The organism is Geodermatophilus obscurus, assembly GCF_900115395.1.
In the GTDB taxonomy this organism is placed as follows: domain Bacteria; phylum Actinomycetota; class Actinomycetes; order Mycobacteriales; family Geodermatophilaceae; genus Geodermatophilus; species Geodermatophilus obscurus_B.
This window is the reverse complement of the sequence record NZ_FOWE01000005.1, coordinates 400,418-415,816: the sequence shown is the minus strand read 5'-3', so window position 1 is coordinate 415,816 and position 15,399 is coordinate 400,418. Positions and strand designations below refer to the sequence as shown.

General features: G+C 74.1%; 14 protein-coding genes. 3 read left to right on the top strand and 11 right to left on the bottom strand.

The window, feature by feature from the left end:
- Window positions 1-1,073, bottom strand: a 1,073-nt coding sequence (locus BM165_RS12580; protein ID WP_075013853.1) for an ABC transporter ATP-binding protein, incomplete at its 3' end; no start/stop codon positions are given.
- Between the two features lie 336 nt (window positions 1,074-1,409).
- Between BM165_RS12580 and BM165_RS12575 the strand changes: the two genes are divergently transcribed.
- The 3 genes from BM165_RS12575 to BM165_RS12565 all read left to right on the top strand — a co-directional run bounded on the left by BM165_RS12575 (window position 1,410) and on the right by BM165_RS12565 (window position 4,822).
- Window positions 1,410-2,786: an ABC transporter substrate-binding protein gene (locus tag BM165_RS12575; protein WP_075013852.1), complete on the top strand. Its 1,377-nt coding sequence runs from the start codon at window positions 1,410-1,412 to the stop codon at window positions 2,784-2,786.
- 126 nt (window positions 2,787-2,912) lie between these two features.
- Window positions 2,913-3,902, top strand: a complete 990-nt coding sequence (locus BM165_RS12570) for a carbohydrate ABC transporter permease (RefSeq protein WP_075013851.1) — start codon at window positions 2,913-2,915, stop codon at window positions 3,900-3,902.
- Window positions 3,899-4,822 (top strand): carbohydrate ABC transporter permease, encoded by a 924-nt coding sequence (locus tag BM165_RS12565; RefSeq protein WP_083427289.1) that lies wholly within the window; start codon window positions 3,899-3,901, stop codon window positions 4,820-4,822. Before BM165_RS12570 ends, BM165_RS12565 begins: the two co-directional genes overlap by 4 nt.
- A 97-nt stretch (window positions 4,823-4,919) precedes the next feature.
- Here the strand turns inward: BM165_RS12565 and BM165_RS12560 are convergent, their stop codons facing one another.
- From BM165_RS12560 to ftsW, 10 genes are all read right to left on the bottom strand, one after another.
- Window positions 4,920-5,654, bottom strand: coding sequence for a DivIVA domain-containing protein (locus BM165_RS12560; protein ID WP_280140710.1), 735 nt, complete (start codon window positions 5,652-5,654; stop codon window positions 4,920-4,922).
- A 54-nt stretch (window positions 5,655-5,708) separates the two neighbouring features.
- Window positions 5,709-6,005: a YggT family protein gene (locus tag BM165_RS12555; RefSeq protein WP_075013849.1), complete on the bottom strand. Its 297-nt coding sequence runs from the start codon at window positions 6,003-6,005 to the stop codon at window positions 5,709-5,711.
- Between the two features lie 83 nt (window positions 6,006-6,088).
- On the bottom strand, window positions 6,089-7,036 hold the full coding sequence (gene sepF, locus BM165_RS26300) for a cell division protein SepF (RefSeq protein ID WP_075013848.1): 948 nt from the start codon (window positions 7,034-7,036) through the stop codon (window positions 6,089-6,091).
- The gene (locus BM165_RS12545) at window positions 7,036-7,782 is read right to left on the bottom strand and encodes a YggS family pyridoxal phosphate-dependent enzyme (RefSeq protein ID WP_075013912.1); all 747 of its coding nucleotides are present in this window, start codon (window positions 7,780-7,782) and stop codon (window positions 7,036-7,038) included. Before BM165_RS12545 ends, sepF begins: the two co-directional genes overlap by 1 nt.
- A 71-nt stretch (window positions 7,783-7,853) precedes the next feature.
- Window positions 7,854-8,585 (bottom strand): peptidoglycan editing factor PgeF, encoded by a 732-nt coding sequence (gene pgeF, locus BM165_RS12540; protein WP_075013911.1) that lies wholly within the window; start codon window positions 8,583-8,585, stop codon window positions 7,854-7,856.
- Between the two features lie 65 nt (window positions 8,586-8,650).
- Complete coding sequence (gene ftsZ, locus BM165_RS12535) at window positions 8,651-9,913, bottom strand: cell division protein FtsZ (RefSeq protein ID WP_075013847.1); 1,263 nt, start codon at window positions 9,911-9,913, stop codon at window positions 8,651-8,653.
- A 549-nt stretch (window positions 9,914-10,462) separates the two neighbouring features.
- Window positions 10,463-11,284 carry a cell division protein FtsQ/DivIB gene (locus BM165_RS12530; protein WP_075013846.1) on the bottom strand — a complete coding sequence of 274 codons (822 nt, stop codon included), beginning with the start codon at window positions 11,282-11,284 and terminating at the stop codon, window positions 10,463-10,465.
- Window positions 11,281-12,780 carry a UDP-N-acetylmuramate--L-alanine ligase gene (murC, locus tag BM165_RS12525; protein WP_075013845.1) on the bottom strand — a complete coding sequence of 500 codons (1,500 nt, stop codon included), beginning with the start codon at window positions 12,778-12,780 and terminating at the stop codon, window positions 11,281-11,283. The genes BM165_RS12530 and murC overlap by 4 nt, the downstream gene beginning before the upstream one ends.
- Window positions 12,770-13,870 carry an undecaprenyldiphospho-muramoylpentapeptide beta-N-acetylglucosaminyltransferase gene (gene murG / locus BM165_RS12520; RefSeq protein WP_075013844.1) on the bottom strand — a complete coding sequence of 367 codons (1,101 nt, stop codon included), beginning with the start codon at window positions 13,868-13,870 and terminating at the stop codon, window positions 12,770-12,772. Before murG ends, murC begins: the two co-directional genes overlap by 11 nt.
- A complete protein-coding gene (ftsW, locus tag BM165_RS12515) occupies window positions 13,867-15,333 on the bottom strand; it encodes a putative lipid II flippase FtsW (RefSeq protein WP_075013843.1) in 1,467 nt (488 codons plus the stop codon). The genes murG and ftsW overlap by 4 nt, the downstream gene beginning before the upstream one ends.
- Between the last annotated feature and the right edge of the window lie 66 nt (window positions 15,334-15,399).

Genomic DNA, 15,399 nt, shown 5'->3' with positions numbered 1-15,399 from the left:
GAGAAGACGTGGGACTCCCCCGGGCGGATGCCCACGTGGACGACCTCGCCCTTGGCCGGCGGCTTGCGGGCGTCGACCCGCAGGGTGAGCATCTTGTCGCTGGTGCCGGCGGTGTCGGCGGCGTGCAGGTTGCCGTAGGCGAAGGCGTCCGAGCCGAGCTCCTCGACCACGACGACCTCCACCGGCACGCCCTCACCGGCGCCGACGAGCTGCACCGACTCCGGGCGGAACCCCAGCGTCGCGGTGCGCGCGCCCTCGGCGGACAGCGCGCCGACCGCCGAGCGCGGCAGCGGCACCGTGTGCCCACCCAGCCGCGCACCCCCCTCGGTCAGCTCCACCGTCACCAGGTTCATCGCCGGCGACCCGATGAAGCCGGCCACGAACTCGTTCACCGGCCGGTCGTAGAGGTTGCGCGGGGTGTCGCACTGCTGCAGCAGCCCGTCCTTCAGCACCGCCACCCGGTCGCCCATCGTCATCGCCTCGACCTGGTCGTGGGTGACGTAGACGGTGGTGACGCCCAGGCGCCGCTGCAGCGAGGCGATCTCGGTGCGGGTCTGCACGCGCAGCTTGGCGTCGAGGTTGGACAGCGGCTCGTCCATGAGGAAGGCCTGCGGCTGGCGGACGATCGCCCGGCCCATCGCCACCCGCTGCCGCTGGCCACCCGAGAGCGCCTTGGGCTTGCGGTCGAGGTAGGGCTCGAGGTCGAGCACCTTGGCCGCCTCGGTCACCCGCGACCGGATCTCGTCCTTCTTCATGCCGGCGATCTTGAGCGCGAAGCCCATGTTGTCGGCCACGGTCATGTGCGGGTACAGCGCGTAGTTCTGGAACACCATCGCGATGTCCCGCTCCTTGGGCGGCAGGTGGGTGACGTCGCGGTCCCCGATCCGGATCGACCCCTCGGTCACCTCCTCCAGCCCCGCCAGCATGCGCAACGCGGTGGACTTGCCGCTCCCCGAGGGCCCGACCAGGACCAGGAACTCCCCATCGGCGACGTCGAGGTCGAGACCGTTGACCGACGGCGTGGTCGCACCGGGGTAGGTCAGGGTGGCGTGGTCGTAGGTGATGGCCGCCATGAGAGGGGTCCTTCCTGAGCCGAGGAGCTCAGGCGGACTGTGACATGCGGAGGGCCGCGAGGGCACGGAGGGTCTGCCGGAGGCACACGTCCGGGTCATCGGACCGTGATCCGGTCACGACCCACGACCTGCCGGCACCGGGGCGGTCGCCTCCGCGGTCCCTGCGTGAACACGCCGTGAACACGCCGTTGCATAACGGTTTAGCACCGTTGCACGCAACCGGTTGTCCGCGCCCCTATCGTCCCCGGGCGAACGTGGCGACCGGTCCGGCACCTCCGGAACCGGTCTCCGATAACGGCGTGCGGCGACGACGCCGCAGCGAACGAAGGGATACCGATGACCATGCGCGCGAGAGGTCGGCGCTCCACGGCGCTGGCCGGCGGCCTGGGTGTGGCGCTGGTGCTGGCCGGCTGCGGTGCCGGCGCGACCAGCGGAGGTGGTGGCGCCGGAGCCACGAACGCCTCGGACCTGGAGCTCGACTGCGCTCCCTACGAGGAGTTCGGCGACCTGGAGGGCGAGACCGTCAGCGTCTACACCTCCATCGTCGACCCCGAGGACCAGCCGCACATCGACTCCTACGTGCCCTTCGAGGAGTGCACGGGCGTCGAGGTGCAGTACGAGGGATCGCGCGAGTTCGAGGCGCAGCTCGTCGTGCGCGTCCAGAGCGGCAACGCCCCGGACATCGCCTACATCCCGCAGCCGGGTCTGCTCGCCAACCTGGTGGCCGCGAACGCCGTCGTCCCGGCCCCGCAGCAGGTCGAGGCGAACGTCGACGAGTACTGGGACGAGAGCTGGAAGAACTACGGCTCCGTCAACGGCGAGTTCTACGCCGCTCCGCTGGGCGCCAACGCCAAGTCCTTCGTCTGGTACTCGCCGTCCGCGTTCGCCGACGCCGGCTACGAGATCCCGACCACGTGGGACGAGATGCTCGCGCTGTCCGACCAGATCGCGGAGTCCGGCGCCAAGCCGTGGTGCGCGGGCATCGGCTCCGGTGACGCCACCGGCTGGCCGGCCACCGACTGGCTGGAGGACGTCGTCCTGCGGACCGCCGGGCCCGACGTCTACGACCAGTGGGTCGCCCACCAGATCCCGTTCAACGACCCGCAGATCGTCCAGGCACTCGACACCGTCGGCGGGATCCTCAAGAACCCGGACTACGTCAACGGCGGCCTGGGCGAGGTGCAGTCGATCGCGACCACCGAGTTCACCGACGCGGGCCTGCCCATCCTCGACGGCAGCTGCTTCATGCACCGTCAGGCGTCCTTCTACCAGGCCAACTGGCCGGAGGGCACCGACATCTCCGAGGACGGCGACATCTTCGCCTTCCCGCTGCCTCCCATCGAGGGCGACACCGCGCCGGTCCTCGGCGGTGGCGAGTTCACCGCGGCGTTCAACGACGAGCCGGCCACCCAGGCCTTCCAGACCTACCTCTCCTCGCCGGAGTGGGCCAACATCAAGGCCCAGGTCTCCGGCCCGGGCTGGGTCAGCGCCAACACAGGCCTGGACGTCGAGAACCTCACCTCGCCGATCGACCAGCTGGCCGCCGAGCAGTTCCAGGACCCGAACGCGGTCTTCCGCTTCGACGGTTCGGACCTGATGCCCGGTGAGATCGGTGCCGGTGCGCTGTGGACCGAGCTGACCAACTGGCTCGCCACCGACAAGCAGACCCAGCAGGTCCTGACCGACGTCGAGAGCGCCTGGCCGACGTCCTGATCACCGGGCCCGGTCGGTCCCCTGGCTGACCGGGCCCGTCCGTCCCACCACCCCCTGGAGGCCGGGGGGACCGCAGCGTCGCTGTGGTCCCCCCGGCGTTCCGTTGCCGAGGAGAGGTCGTCAGCGGTGCAGTGGTTCCTGGAAGCGACCACCACGGGGCACAAGATCGCCCTGATGGTGTTCGCCATCCTCCTGTTCGCGGCTGTCATGGCCGCGATCCTGTTCGCGGTCGACCGGCCCAAGCGGGTCCCCAACTGGATCGTCGCGGTCGGCTTCGTCGGCCCGACGCTGCTCCTGCTGGCGGTCGGCCTCGTCTACCCGGCCCTCGAGACCGTCCGTGGGTCGTTCTACAACCGGGACGGCTCGTCGTTCGTCGGCCTGGACAACTACGTCACGGTCTTCAGCGAGGACAACTTCCAGACCGTCCTGTTCAACACGCTCCTGTGGGTGGTCCTGGTCCCCCTGGTGACCACGGGGCTCGGCCTGGTCTACGCCTACCTCGTCGACCGCACCCGCTTCGAGAAGCTGGCCAAGGCGCTGGTGTTCCTGCCGATGGCGATCTCGATGGTGGGCGCCGGCGTCATCTGGAAGTTCGTCTACGAGTACCGCCCCGACCAGCCCGGGGTCCGCCAGATCGGCCTGCTCAACCAGGTGCTGGTGCTCCTCGGGTTCGAACCGCAGCAGTTCCTGCTCAACGCGCCGTCGAACAGCTTCTACCTGATCGTGGTCATGATCTGGATCCAGGCCGGCTTCGCCATGACGGTGCTCTCAGCGGCGATCAAGGCCATCCCCGACGACGTCGTCGAGGCCGCCCGGCTCGACGGCGTGGGCGGCCTGCAGATGTTCCGCTACGTCACCGTGCCGAGCATCCGGCCGGCCCTGGTCGTCGTCGTGACGACGGTCGCCATCACCACGCTGAAGGTCTTCGACATCGTCCGCACCATGACCGGCGGCCAGTTCAGCACCAGCGTCGTGGCGAACGAGTTCTACGTGCAGGCCTTCCGGCAGTTCAACTTCGGTCTGGGTGCGGCGCTCGCGGTGCTGCTCTTCCTGCTGGTCATCCCGATCATCGCCTACAACGTCCGTCAGCTGCGTCTCGCCGAGGAGCTCCGATGACCACGACCACCCCGGTCATGGCGCCCGTCCCCCCGGACGAGCGCCGGCTGACCCGGACCGAGCGCCGGGCGGTGGCCGCGAAGAACAAGCTCAGCTCCCCCGCTGCCTCGATCATCGCGCTGGTCATCGCGGCGCTGTGGACGGTGCCGACGCTGGGACTGCTGATCACGTCGTTCCGGCCGGAGCTCGACATCCGCCGCTCGGGCTGGTGGACGGCGCTCTCCGATCCGCAGTTCACCCTCGACAACTACAACGAGGTCCTCTACGGCGGCGCCACCAACTTCGCGACGCTGTTCGTCAACTCCCTGGTCATCACGCTGCCCGCGGTGGTCATCCCGATCAGCCTGGCGCTGCTGGCCGCGTATGCGTTCGCCTGGATCAAGTTCCCGGGCCGCAACCTGCTGTTCGTCGCCGTGTTCGCACTGCAGGTCGTCCCGATCCAGGTCACGCTCATCCCGCTGCTGAGCCTCTACGTCGACGCGGGGCTGGCCGGGTCCTTCTGGACCATCTGGCTGTCGCACTCGATCTTCGCACTCCCGCTGGCGATCTTCCTGCTGCACAACTTCATGAAGGAGATCCCGGCTTCGCTGATCGAGGCCGCCCGCATGGACGGCGCCGGTCACGTGAAGATCTTCTTCCAGGTGCTGCTGCCCCTGCTCACCCCGGCGATCGCCGCGTTCGGCGTCTTCCAGTTCCTGTGGGTCTGGAACGACCTGCTGGTGGCGCTGACCTTCGCCGGCGGCGCTCCCGACGTCGTCCCGCTGACCGTGCGGGTGGCCGAGCTGGCCGGGACCCGCGGGTCGGACTGGTACCTGCTGGCCGCGGGTGCGTTCGTGTCGATCGTGCTGCCCCTGGTCGTCTTCCTGTCCCTGCAGCGCTACTTCGTCCGCGGGCTGCTGGCCGGCAGCGTCAAGGGCTGAGGCCCCGGCCCCGAGGGGCCACAAGCGGGCCCCCGAACACGACAGAGGCCCCCGGACGCCGTCCGGGGGCCTCTGTCGTGTTCGGGGGCGACGAGCCTCAGGCGGAGGCGTGCTGGGTCTGCCGGCTGGCCGACGACGGCTCGGCCGAGCCGCGGCTGTCGAGGTCACGCAGGTGCGACTCGAGGTAGGAGCGGAACCGCGTGCGGTACTCGCGCTCGAAGGTGCGCAGCTCCTCGATCTTCCGCTCGAGGTTGGTGCGCTTCTCCTCCAGCGGGCCCATGACCTCGCGGTGGCGGCGCTCGGCGTCCTGGTCGAGGGCCGCGGCCTTGGCGCGGGCCTCGCGCTCCATCGTGTCGGCGCGGGTGCGCGCGTCGTTGATCATCGAGTCGGCGCGCAGCTTGGCGTCGTTGACCATCTGGTCGCTCTTGGCCCGCGCCTCGGCGACCAGCCGGTCGCTGTTGGCCTTGGCGGCCGAGACCATCTGGTCGGCCTGGGCCTTCGCCTCGTTGACGTAGCGGTCGGCGGTCTCCGACGCCAGCGCCAGCATCCGGGAGGCGCGGGTGGTGTCGTCCTCGCGCGCGACCGGGGGCTGCGGCGGCGGGGCCGGCGCGGGGGCCGGCGTCGGCTCCGGGGCGATCGGCTGGGCGGTGACCCGGCCGGTGCTCGAGCTCGACCGCAGCTCGTTGTTCTCCTCGATCAGCCGGGCGAGCTCGGCCTCCACCACGTCGAGGAACGCGTCCACCTCGTCCTCGTCGTAGCCACGCTTCCCGATCGGCGGCTTCTTGAAGACGACGTTGTGCACGTCGGCTGGCGTGAGTGGCAAGGGGCTCACCTCGGGTCGGACGGCGGATGGGGGTGGGTGGCCCTCACACGCGGGCCACGGCGTCTAGAGCGGGCTGGCGAGGGAGAGCGTGATGCTCCGCAGGATGTACACGGCGATCAATAACACCATGAACGCGAGGTCCAGACGGATGGACCCCAGGTTCAGGGGCGGGATCACTTTCCGGATCACCTTGAGCGGCGGGTCGGTGGTCGCGTAGACCACCTCCAGCCCCGCGGCGACGAACCCGGACGGGCGCCAGCTGCGCGCCAGGACCATCACCCAGTCCACGACGAAACGCGCGAACAGCAGGATGAGGAAGACGAGCAGGATCGACGACACGATCTGCCAGAAGAGTGCCACTGTCCTCGCTCGTCCCGGGGCACCCGCGGTGCCGTCTACGCCTGCCGTGCAGCCCAGTCGTGCAGCGTCCCGGCCGGGCGACCTCAGGACTTCGCGAAGAACCCGCCTTCGCGGATCCGGGCCTTGTCCTCGGCCGTCACGTCGACGTCCCGCGGGCTGAGCAGGAACACCTTGGCCGTGACCGGCTCGATGTTACCGCGCAGGCCGAAGATCAGTCCTGCGGCGAAGTCGACGAGCCTGCGCGCGTCGGCGTGGTCGAGCTCGGTGAGGTTCATGATGACCGGGCTGCCGTCGCGGAAGGCCTCGCCGATCGCCCGCGCCTCGTTGTAGGTCTTCGGGCTCAGCGTGGTGATCCGGTACGGCTGCGGGGCCGGCGCCGGAGCGGGCTCGGCAGCGGCGACCGCCTCCCGGGCGGCCAGGCCCGCGGCGGCCGGACCGCCGACGGAGCCGCCCACGGTGCCGCCGATCGTGCCCCCGGCCGGGCCGCTGCCCGCGCTGCCGCCGATCGTGCCGCCGACCGAGCCGAGGCGCGGGCCGGCGTTGCCGGACGGGGCGGACACGCGGGACTCCCCCGCCGCCGCGACCGGCGCCGGGGACGACACCGGGGTGGCCAGGCCCAGACGGGTGGCACCGGCGCGGCGCGGCAGGGCCGGCTCGGCGTCGGCGGGCCCGTCCTCGCGCCCGCCGCGGTCGTCGAAGCGCTCGCCGTCGTAGCGGCGGTCGGCGTAGCGGTCGTCGTAGCCGGGGTCGCCGGCCAGCGAGTCGTAGCCGCCGTAGCCGCCCTCCCCGCGCACCTCGGCGGAGTGCCGGTCGGCGGGGTGACGCTCGGCGTAGCGGTCGTCGTAGCGGCCGCCGCGGGGGTCGGCACGGTGGTCGTCGTAGCGCCCCTCGTCGTACCGCTCGTCGTAGCGGCCGTCGTCGTACCGGTCGTGGTGGTCGGCCTGGCGGGCGTCGTAGCGATCGTAGGCGCGGGCGTCGTCGTCCTCGACGAGCCCGAGGTAGATGCCCATCTTCCGCATGGCCCCGGCCATCAGACCTCCTCCGAGGACCCCGGTGGGACCCCTGTGACTGGTGTGACTCCGGGCGAGGTTAGGGGCCGGGAGCCGAAGAGCGCGGTTCCGACACGCACCAGCGTGGCGCCCGCCGCGACGGCTTCCTCGAGGTCGCCGCTCATGCCCGCGGAGAGCCCGGTGGCGCCGGGGTGGTCGGCGCGCAGGCGCTCGCCGAGCACGGCGAGCCGGGCGAAGGCGGGAGCCGGCGGTTCGCCGCGCGGGGCGACGGCCATGAGGCCGCGGAGCTCCAGGCCCGGCAGGCCCGCGACCTCGTCGGCGAGGCGCGCGACGTCGTCGGGCGCGACGCCGCCGCGCTCGGCCAGCTCGCCGGCCGCGCCGCCGAGGTCGACCTGCACGAACACGCCGACCGGGGCACCGCGCTCCTCCCCCGCCCAGGACAGCGCCCGCGCGAGGGCGGAGCGGTCGAGGGAGTGGACGACGGCACCGGTGCGGGCCACGGCGGCGGCCTTGTTGCGCTGGAGCTGGCCGACGAAGTGCCACTCGAGCGGCAGGTGGGCGAGCTCGGCGGCCTTGGCGGTGAGCTCCTGCGCGCGGTTCTCCCCGAACGCCGCCTGGCCGAGCGCGGCGAGGGCGCGGACGTCGTCGGCCGACCAGGTCTTGCTCACCGCGAGCAGCGCCACCGACGCGGGGTCGCGCCCGGCGGCGCGCGCGGCTGCGGCGATGCGGTCGCGGACGGCCTGCAGCCGCTCGGCCGGGGTGGTCATGCCGACGATCATCCCCGCCTCGTCTGCGCACCTCCGCGGACGTGCGCAGGAGGGGGCGGGGAGGCCGTCCGTCAGCCGAGCCAGGTGACGCCGGCCTGGCGGCCGGTGACGCCGTCGCGGCGGTGGCTGAACAGCCGCCGGTCCTCGACGGTGCAGCGCGGGTCGTGCACGACCTGCGCGACGCCCGCGCGGGTCAGCAGCTCGGCGAGCCCGGCGCGCAGGTCCAGGCCGGGCGTGCCGGTGCGGGTCCGCACGGCGGCCGCCGGGGCGACCCGGGCGACCTCGGCCTGCATGGCGCGGGGCACCTCGTAGTCGGCACCGCAGACGGCCGGCCCGAGCAGCGCCGTCGTGTCGCCGGGCCGGCTGCCCAGCCCGCGCATCGCGGCCAGCGTCGCCGGGACGACGCCCTGCCGGACGCCCTCCCGGCCGGCGTGCACGGCGGCGACCACCCCGGCGACCGGGTCGGCCAGCAGCACCGGGACGCAGTCGGCGGTGAGCACGCACAGCACCAGGCCCGGCGTCCGGGTCACCAGCGCATCGGTGGCCGGCAGCGGCGCCTCGACAGGGCCGTCGACCACGGCGACGCCGGTGCCGTGCACCTGCTCCATCCACACCAGGCGCTCCCCGGGCACACCCAGCTCCCGGGCCAGGCGCTCCCGGTTGGACGCCACGGCACCGGGGTCGTCGCCGACGTGGGCGCCCAGGTTGAACGTGTCGTAGGGCGACGCGGAGCGGCCGCCCCGCCGGTCGGTGACGCCCCTGCGGGGTCGCACCGCCGGCGAGGCGGCCGGTCCAGCGCTCACGGCGTGGCCCCCGTGCAGGGGCCCGCCGCGAGCGCGCGAGCGGTGGGGGGCACGGGGGTCCTCCACTACTGGCGGAGGAACTCCGGGATGTCGAGCTCCTCCTCGAAGTCCTCGTTGCCGAGCGGACGGCGGCCGGCGGCCGAGGCGCTGCTGTTCTGCACCGGCGGCAGCGGCGGGACGGTGATCCCCCCGGCCGGCGGCGTGGCGCGGACCGGGGCCGGCGCCGCGACGGGGGCGGGCGGCACGGTGCCGACCAGCCGCTCACCGGTGGCCCGCGACGGACCGGCGGACGGCGCCGGCGCCACCGGCGGCGAGGGCAGCCGGCCCGGCGCGGTCGACGGGCCGGCGCTGGCGGCGGCGGAGTCCTTGCGCGAGGACGGGCGCCCGCTGTCGAAGCCCGCGGCGATGACGGTCACGCGGACCTCGTCGCCGAGGGCGTCGTCGATGACGGCACCGAAGATGATGTTGGCGTCGGCGTGCGCGGCGTCGGATACCAGCGAGGCGGCCTCGTTGATCTCGAACAGGCCCAGGTCCGACCCGCCGGAGATCGACAGCAGGACGCCGTGGGCGCCCTCCATCGAGGCCTCCAGCAGCGGGCTGGCGATGGCCTGCTCGGCCGCGAGCAGGGCGCGGTTGTCCCCGCGGGCGCTGCCGATGCCCATGAGCGCCGAGCCGGCCCCGGACATGACCGACTTGACGTCGGCGAAGTCCAGGTTGATCAGGCCCGGCGTGGTGATCAGGTCGGTGATGCCCTGGACACCCGAGAGCAGCACCTGGTCGGCGGTGCGGAAGGCGTCCATGACGCTGACGTTGCGGTCACCGAGCTGCAGCAGCCGGTCGTTGGGGATGACGATGAGCGTGTCGCATTCGTTGCGCAGCTCCTCGATCCCCGACTCGGCCTGGACCGCGCGCCGCTTCCCCTCGAAGGAGAACGGGCGGGTGACCACGCCGATGGTGAGCGCGCCGAGCTTGCGGGCGATCGAGGCGACGACGGGCGCGCCGCCGGTGCCGGTGCCACCACCCTCGCCGGCGGTCACGAAGACCATGTCGGCGCCCTTGAGCACCTCCTCGATCTCCTCGCGGTGGTCCTCGGCCGCCTGCCGGCCGACGTCGGGCTGCGCCCCGGCGCCGAGGCCGCGGGTGAGCTCACGGCCGACGTCGAGCTTGACGTCGGCGTCGCTCATCAGCAGCGCCTGGGCGTCGGTGTTGATGGCGATGAACTCCACCCCCTTCAGACCGACCTCGATCATCCGGTTCACCGCGTTCACGCCGCCGCCGCCGATGCCGACGACCTTGATGACCGCGAGGTAGTTGTGCGGAGGTGTCATGTGGGGCTCCCGACCTCGACCCTCATCCTCAAGTGGAGACTTAGCGTTATGTCAACTGGGTCGACGCGGACGAAGTTAGGTGGGGCGCGTCCGGCCCTACAAGCACCCTCCCCGGCCCGGCGTGTCGCGACGGCCCGACCTCACCGATCTCCGACGACTCGCTGGTCACATCTGCACCACCGATGGTGACGACCCGCCTGCGTGATCCCTCATCCCCGGGTCGAGACCGGTCGCCGGCCTCTCCGGTGAACCGATCCACTCCGGTTTCCGCGTCGGGCGTGTCGCGGGCGTCGGCGTGTCGACGGCGCGCCGGTCGATCAGCGGTCCGCACGCGGGAGCACACGCAGCGCGAGCACGCTGACGCGATGAGGACGGCCCCCTGGCAAGGTTCCGCCGCGAGCCCGCGAGCGGTGGGGGCGGTGACGTGCTGGAACGGTCCCCCCGCAGGTCGAAGGACCCCGTCCTCCTCACCGCTCGCGAGCTCGCGGCGAGCCTCGGGACGGGGCCGTGCGCGAACCTGCGAGCGGTGGGGGGCGAGGGGGTCCTTCCTCAGCGCAGGACGACGGCGTCCGGCGCGCTGACGTCGATCGTCGCGGCCGGCTCGAGCGCCCCGGCGTCGATCTGGTCAAGCAGCGCCACCAGTGCGGCGGCGCGGTCGGCGGCAGCGTCGGCGGTGCTGCCGGAGCCGCCGCCGGAGCCGCCGTCGGGCCCGCCCCAGACCACCACGGTGCCGTCGCGCAGGGTCAGCGTGACGTCCTCCCCCGTGTCGGCGGCGGCGCCGGACACCTGGGCGCGGACGTCGGCGGGCAGCGCGACGAGCGCGTCCAGGGCCGCGTGCATGGCGGGGTCGCCGGGGCCGGGCGTCGGCACGTCGAGCGGCACCACGCCGTCCGGGACCTCACCGGTGACCGTGTCGAACAGCACGCCGGAGGCGTCGACCAGCGACCGCGTGCCGGCGTCCTCGACGACGGCGACCGGCCGCCGCTCGACCACGGTCACGACGACGCTGCCCGGCCAGCCGCGAGCGACCTGGACCGAGGCGACCTGCGGCAGGCGGGCGACCCGGGCCTCGGCGGCCTCGACGTCGACCCGCAGCAGCGGCGTCCCCTCGGCCACCCCGGCGGCGGTGCGGACCTGCTCGGCGGTCAGCGTGCCGGCACCGTCGACCCGGACGTCGCGGACCGTCAGCAGCGGGCTGGCCCACAGCGCCCACCAGACCAGCGCCACGACGGCGACCGCGGCGACGGCGGCCGCGATGCGGCGGCGGCGCCGGTCACGGGGGCTGTCGCGACGCCGCCGGCGGGCCGGCCGGGCGACCTCGACCGGGACCCCGCGCTCCCGGTCGGCCGTCGTCAGGCCGGAGCGGCTCACCGGACGGCGTCCCCGCCGGGCACCCCGTCACCGGAGGGCGCGGGCAGGTCGTCGGGACCCGGGGGCGCGGCCAGGTCGTGGGAGCCCGCCAGCGCGGTCAGGACCTCGGGACCCACCATCGACACGTTGCCGGCGCCCATGGTCATGACCAGGTCCCCGGGCCGGGCGCGGGCGGCCAGGGCGGGCGCGGCGGCCGACCACGAGGGCTCGAAGTGCACGCGGCCGGGGGGCAGCGGGACGGCGTCGGCGACCAGCGCGCCCGTGACGCCGGGCACGGGGTCCTCGCGGGCGCCGTAGACGTCCATGACCACGACCTCGTCGGCCAGGCCCAGCGCCTCGCCGAACGCGGACGCGAACTCCCGGGTGCGGCTGTAGAGGTGCGGCTGGAACGCCACCACCAGGCGGCCCTGCCCGGCCACCGCGCGGGCGGCGCGCAGCTGCGCGGTGACCTCCGTCGGGTGGTGGGCGTAGTCGTCGTAGACCCGCACGCCGGCCGCGACGCCCTTGAGCTCGAAGCGGCGGTGCACCCCGCCGAAGCGCTCCAGCCCGGCGATCAGCCCCTCGGCGGGCAGGCCGAGCTCCAGGCCGGCCAGCAGGGCGGCGGCGCTGTTGCGGGCCATGTGCTCGCCGGGCACCCGGATGCGCACCCGGCCCAGGACGGTGCCGTCGTGCACCGCCGTCCAGCTGGTGGTGTCGGGGCCGACGTCGAGGTCGACCAGCCGCAGGTCGGCGTCGTCGGCGGTGCCGTAGGTGCGCAGCCGCGCGGGCGTGGGGACGCCGCGCAGCCGGGCCGAACCGGGGTCGTCGGCACAGACGACGACGAACCCCTCGGGGGCGACGGTGCCGAGGAACCGGTCGAAGGCGGCCTCGACGGCGGCGAGGTCGCCGTAGTTGTCCAGGTGGTCGGCCTCGACGTTGGTGACGATCGCCCCGTACGGCGCGAGCAGCAGGAACGAGCGGTCGCTCTCGTCGGCCTCGGCGACGAAGACGTCGCCCTCCCCCGCGTGCGCGTTGCTGCCCGACTCGTTGAGGTTGCCGCCGATCGCGAAGGAGGCGTCCACGCCGCAGGCCTGGACGGCGACGGTGAGCATCGAGGTGGTCGAGGTCTTGCCGTGCGTGCCGGCGACGGCGACGCTGCGCCGCCCGGCCATGACCGCGGCCAGCGCGACCGCGCGGGGCAGCACGGTGAGCCCGCGGGCGCGGGCGGCAGCCAGCTCGGGGTTGTCCTCGCGGATGGCGGAGGAGACGACGACCGAGTCGGCCTCGCCGAGGTTCTCCGCGGCGTGCCCCACCTCCACCCGGGCACCCAGCGCGCGCAGCGCGAGCAGGGTCGGGGTGTCGCGGCGGTCGCTGCCGGACACCCGCACCCCGCGGGCGAGCAGGATCCGGGCGATGCCGCTCATGCCGGCACCGCCGATCCCCACGAAGTGCACCGCGCCGAGGTCGGTGAGGGCGGGCACCGGCCCGGTCCACGCGGCGGTCGCGTCAGCGGTCACCGGCCGCCACCTCCAGCACGATGTCGGCCAGCCGCTCGTCGGCGTCGGGGACCCCGGCCGCGGCGGCGTGGGCGGCGTACCCGGCCAGCGCGGCAGGGTCGGTGAGCAGCGGCACCAGCGTGGCCCCGATCCAGGCGGCCGACAGGTCGGCGTCGTCGACGAGCAGCCCGCCCCCGGCCTCCACCACCGGCAGCGCGTTGCGGCGCTGCTCGCCGTTGCCGATGGGCAGCGGCACGAACGCGGCCGGCAACCCGACCGCCGACAGCTCCGCCACGGTGACCGCGCCCGACCGGCACAGCGCCAGGTCGGCGGCGGCGTAGGCGAGGTCCATCCGCTCCAGGTAGTCGACGACGACGTAGGGCGCCGACCCGGCCGGGCGCGGCGGCACCGTCACGTCGGTGTTCTTGGGCCCGCGGGCGTGCAGCACCTGGATCCCGGCGGCGGTGAGCGCGTCGGCCGCCGCGACCGCCGCCCGGTTGAGCGAGGCCGCGCCCTGCGACCCGCCGAAGACCAGCAGCGTGGGCCGGTCGGCGTCCAGGTCGAACCCGGCGCGGGCGGCGGGCCGGGTGGCGGCGCGGTCGAGGCCGCTGATGGCCGTGCGCAGCGGCATGCCCACGTGCTCGCCGCGGTGCAGCGGCGTGCCCGGCACGGTGACCGCGACCCGCGCGGCCACCCGGGCACCGATGCGGTTGGCCAGCCCGGGCAGCGCGTTCTGCTCGTGCACGACGACCGGGACGCCGGCGCGGCGCGCGGCCAGGTAGGCCGGCAGCGCCACGTACCCACCGAAGCCGACGACGACGTCGGCCGACAGCTCGCCGAGCAGCGCCCGGGTGTCGGCGACCGCGCGGCGGACCCGCCCCGGCACGCGCAGCAGGTCCGGCGTGGGCCGGCGCGGCAGCGGCACCGGCGGGATGAGCCGCAGGTCGTAGCCGCGGGCGGGCACCAGCCGGGTCTCCATGCCGCGGGCGGTCCCCAGGCAGGTGATGCGGGGGGCGTCGGGGCGTCGGCGCAGCGCGTCGGCCAGCGCCAGCATCGGCTCGATGTGGCCGCCGGTGCCGCCGCCGGCGAGGACTACCGACAGGGCGCTCACCGCGACCGTCCCGGGCGGTCGGCGGGCCGGGCGGGCACGCGCTCGGGGCGGCGCGCGGCCGGCGGGGGCACCCGGCGCTCACCGGGGTGCGCGCGGCCGGCCCGCCGGAGGGGGTGGGCACCGACGGGGTGAGCGTCCACGGGACGGCGCAGGCCGGCGGGCGCCGCGTCCCGGCCCGGCCGCTTCCGGGGCGGGCGGACGGGGTCGACGGCGAGCGCCGGCACCGGCAGCAGCCAGCGGGCCAGCCGGCCGCGCTCGTGCACGCGGGCGTACTCGATGGCCTGGGGCTCGGATCGGGCGAAGCGGATGAGGATCCCCACGACGAAGAGGGTGAGCACCAGCGAGGTGCCACCGGCGGACACGAGCGGCAGGGTGACCCCGGTGACCGGGAGCAGCCCCACGACGTAGCCCATGTTCATGGCCGCCTGGCCGACCAGCCACACGGTGATGGCCACGCTGGCCAGCGACACGAACCGGTCGGCCGAGCGGCGGGCGATCCGGAAGCCGGCGTAGGCCAGCACGGCGTAGAGCGTGACGACCACCAGGCAGCCCAGGAAGCCGAGCTCCTCGCCGATGATCGCGAAGATGTAGTCCGACTCGGCCTCGGGCAGCAGGTTCCACTTCATGGCGCTGTTGCCCAGCCCCACGCCCCACAGCCCGCCGTTGGCCAGCGCGTAGAAGCCGCGGACGGCCTGGAACCCGCTGTTGGTGGGGTCGTCGAAGGGGTGCAGGAACGAGGTCACCCGCTCGGTCCGCTCCGGGGAGCTCGTGACCAGGACGTAGGCCAGGGTCGCGGCGCTGGCGATGCCGATGCCCCACAGCCGCGCCGGCAGGCCACCGGCCCACAGCAGTCCGGTGACCACCAGCAGCAGGCTGACCACCGCGCCGAAGTCCGGCTCGAGCATGAGCAGCCCGCACAGCAGCACGAACACCGGCAGCAGCGGCAGCAGCAGCGTCCGGACCGTCAGGTGGCGGCCGCGCAGCGCGAGCACGTGGGCGCCCCACAGCGCGACGACCAGCTTGGTCAGCTCCGAGGGCTGGAAGTCGGTGAACCCGAGGCTGATCCAGGCGCGCGAGCCGTTGTACTCGACGCCGATCCCGGGGACGAGCACCGCCACGAGCAGGACGGTCACCGCGCCCAGCGCCACCGGCGACCACCGGCGGATCCACCCCGCGGGCAGCCGCACGGCCACGGCGAGCGCGGCGAGGCCGAGGACGGCGAAGACGAGCTGGTCGACGCCGGGGCGCCAGGCGGGCTGGTCGTCGAGCGCGGCTTCGATGGCCGAGGCCGAGAAGACCATGACCAGCCCGATCGCCAGCAGCAGCCCGGCCGCGCCGATCACCAGGTGGCAGCTGGTCATCGGCCCGTCGAGCCAGGCCGGGCCGCGCAGCCGCGAGGGCGCCGCCGGGGAGGTCCGGCGGGGCGTGCGGCGGGCGCGGGTCGACTCGGTGCGGCCGTCCATCCGGCCATCGTCGCTGCTCGGACCGTTCCGTCCCGGCAGGGGCGGCGCGTGTCGCGGTGCCCGTCC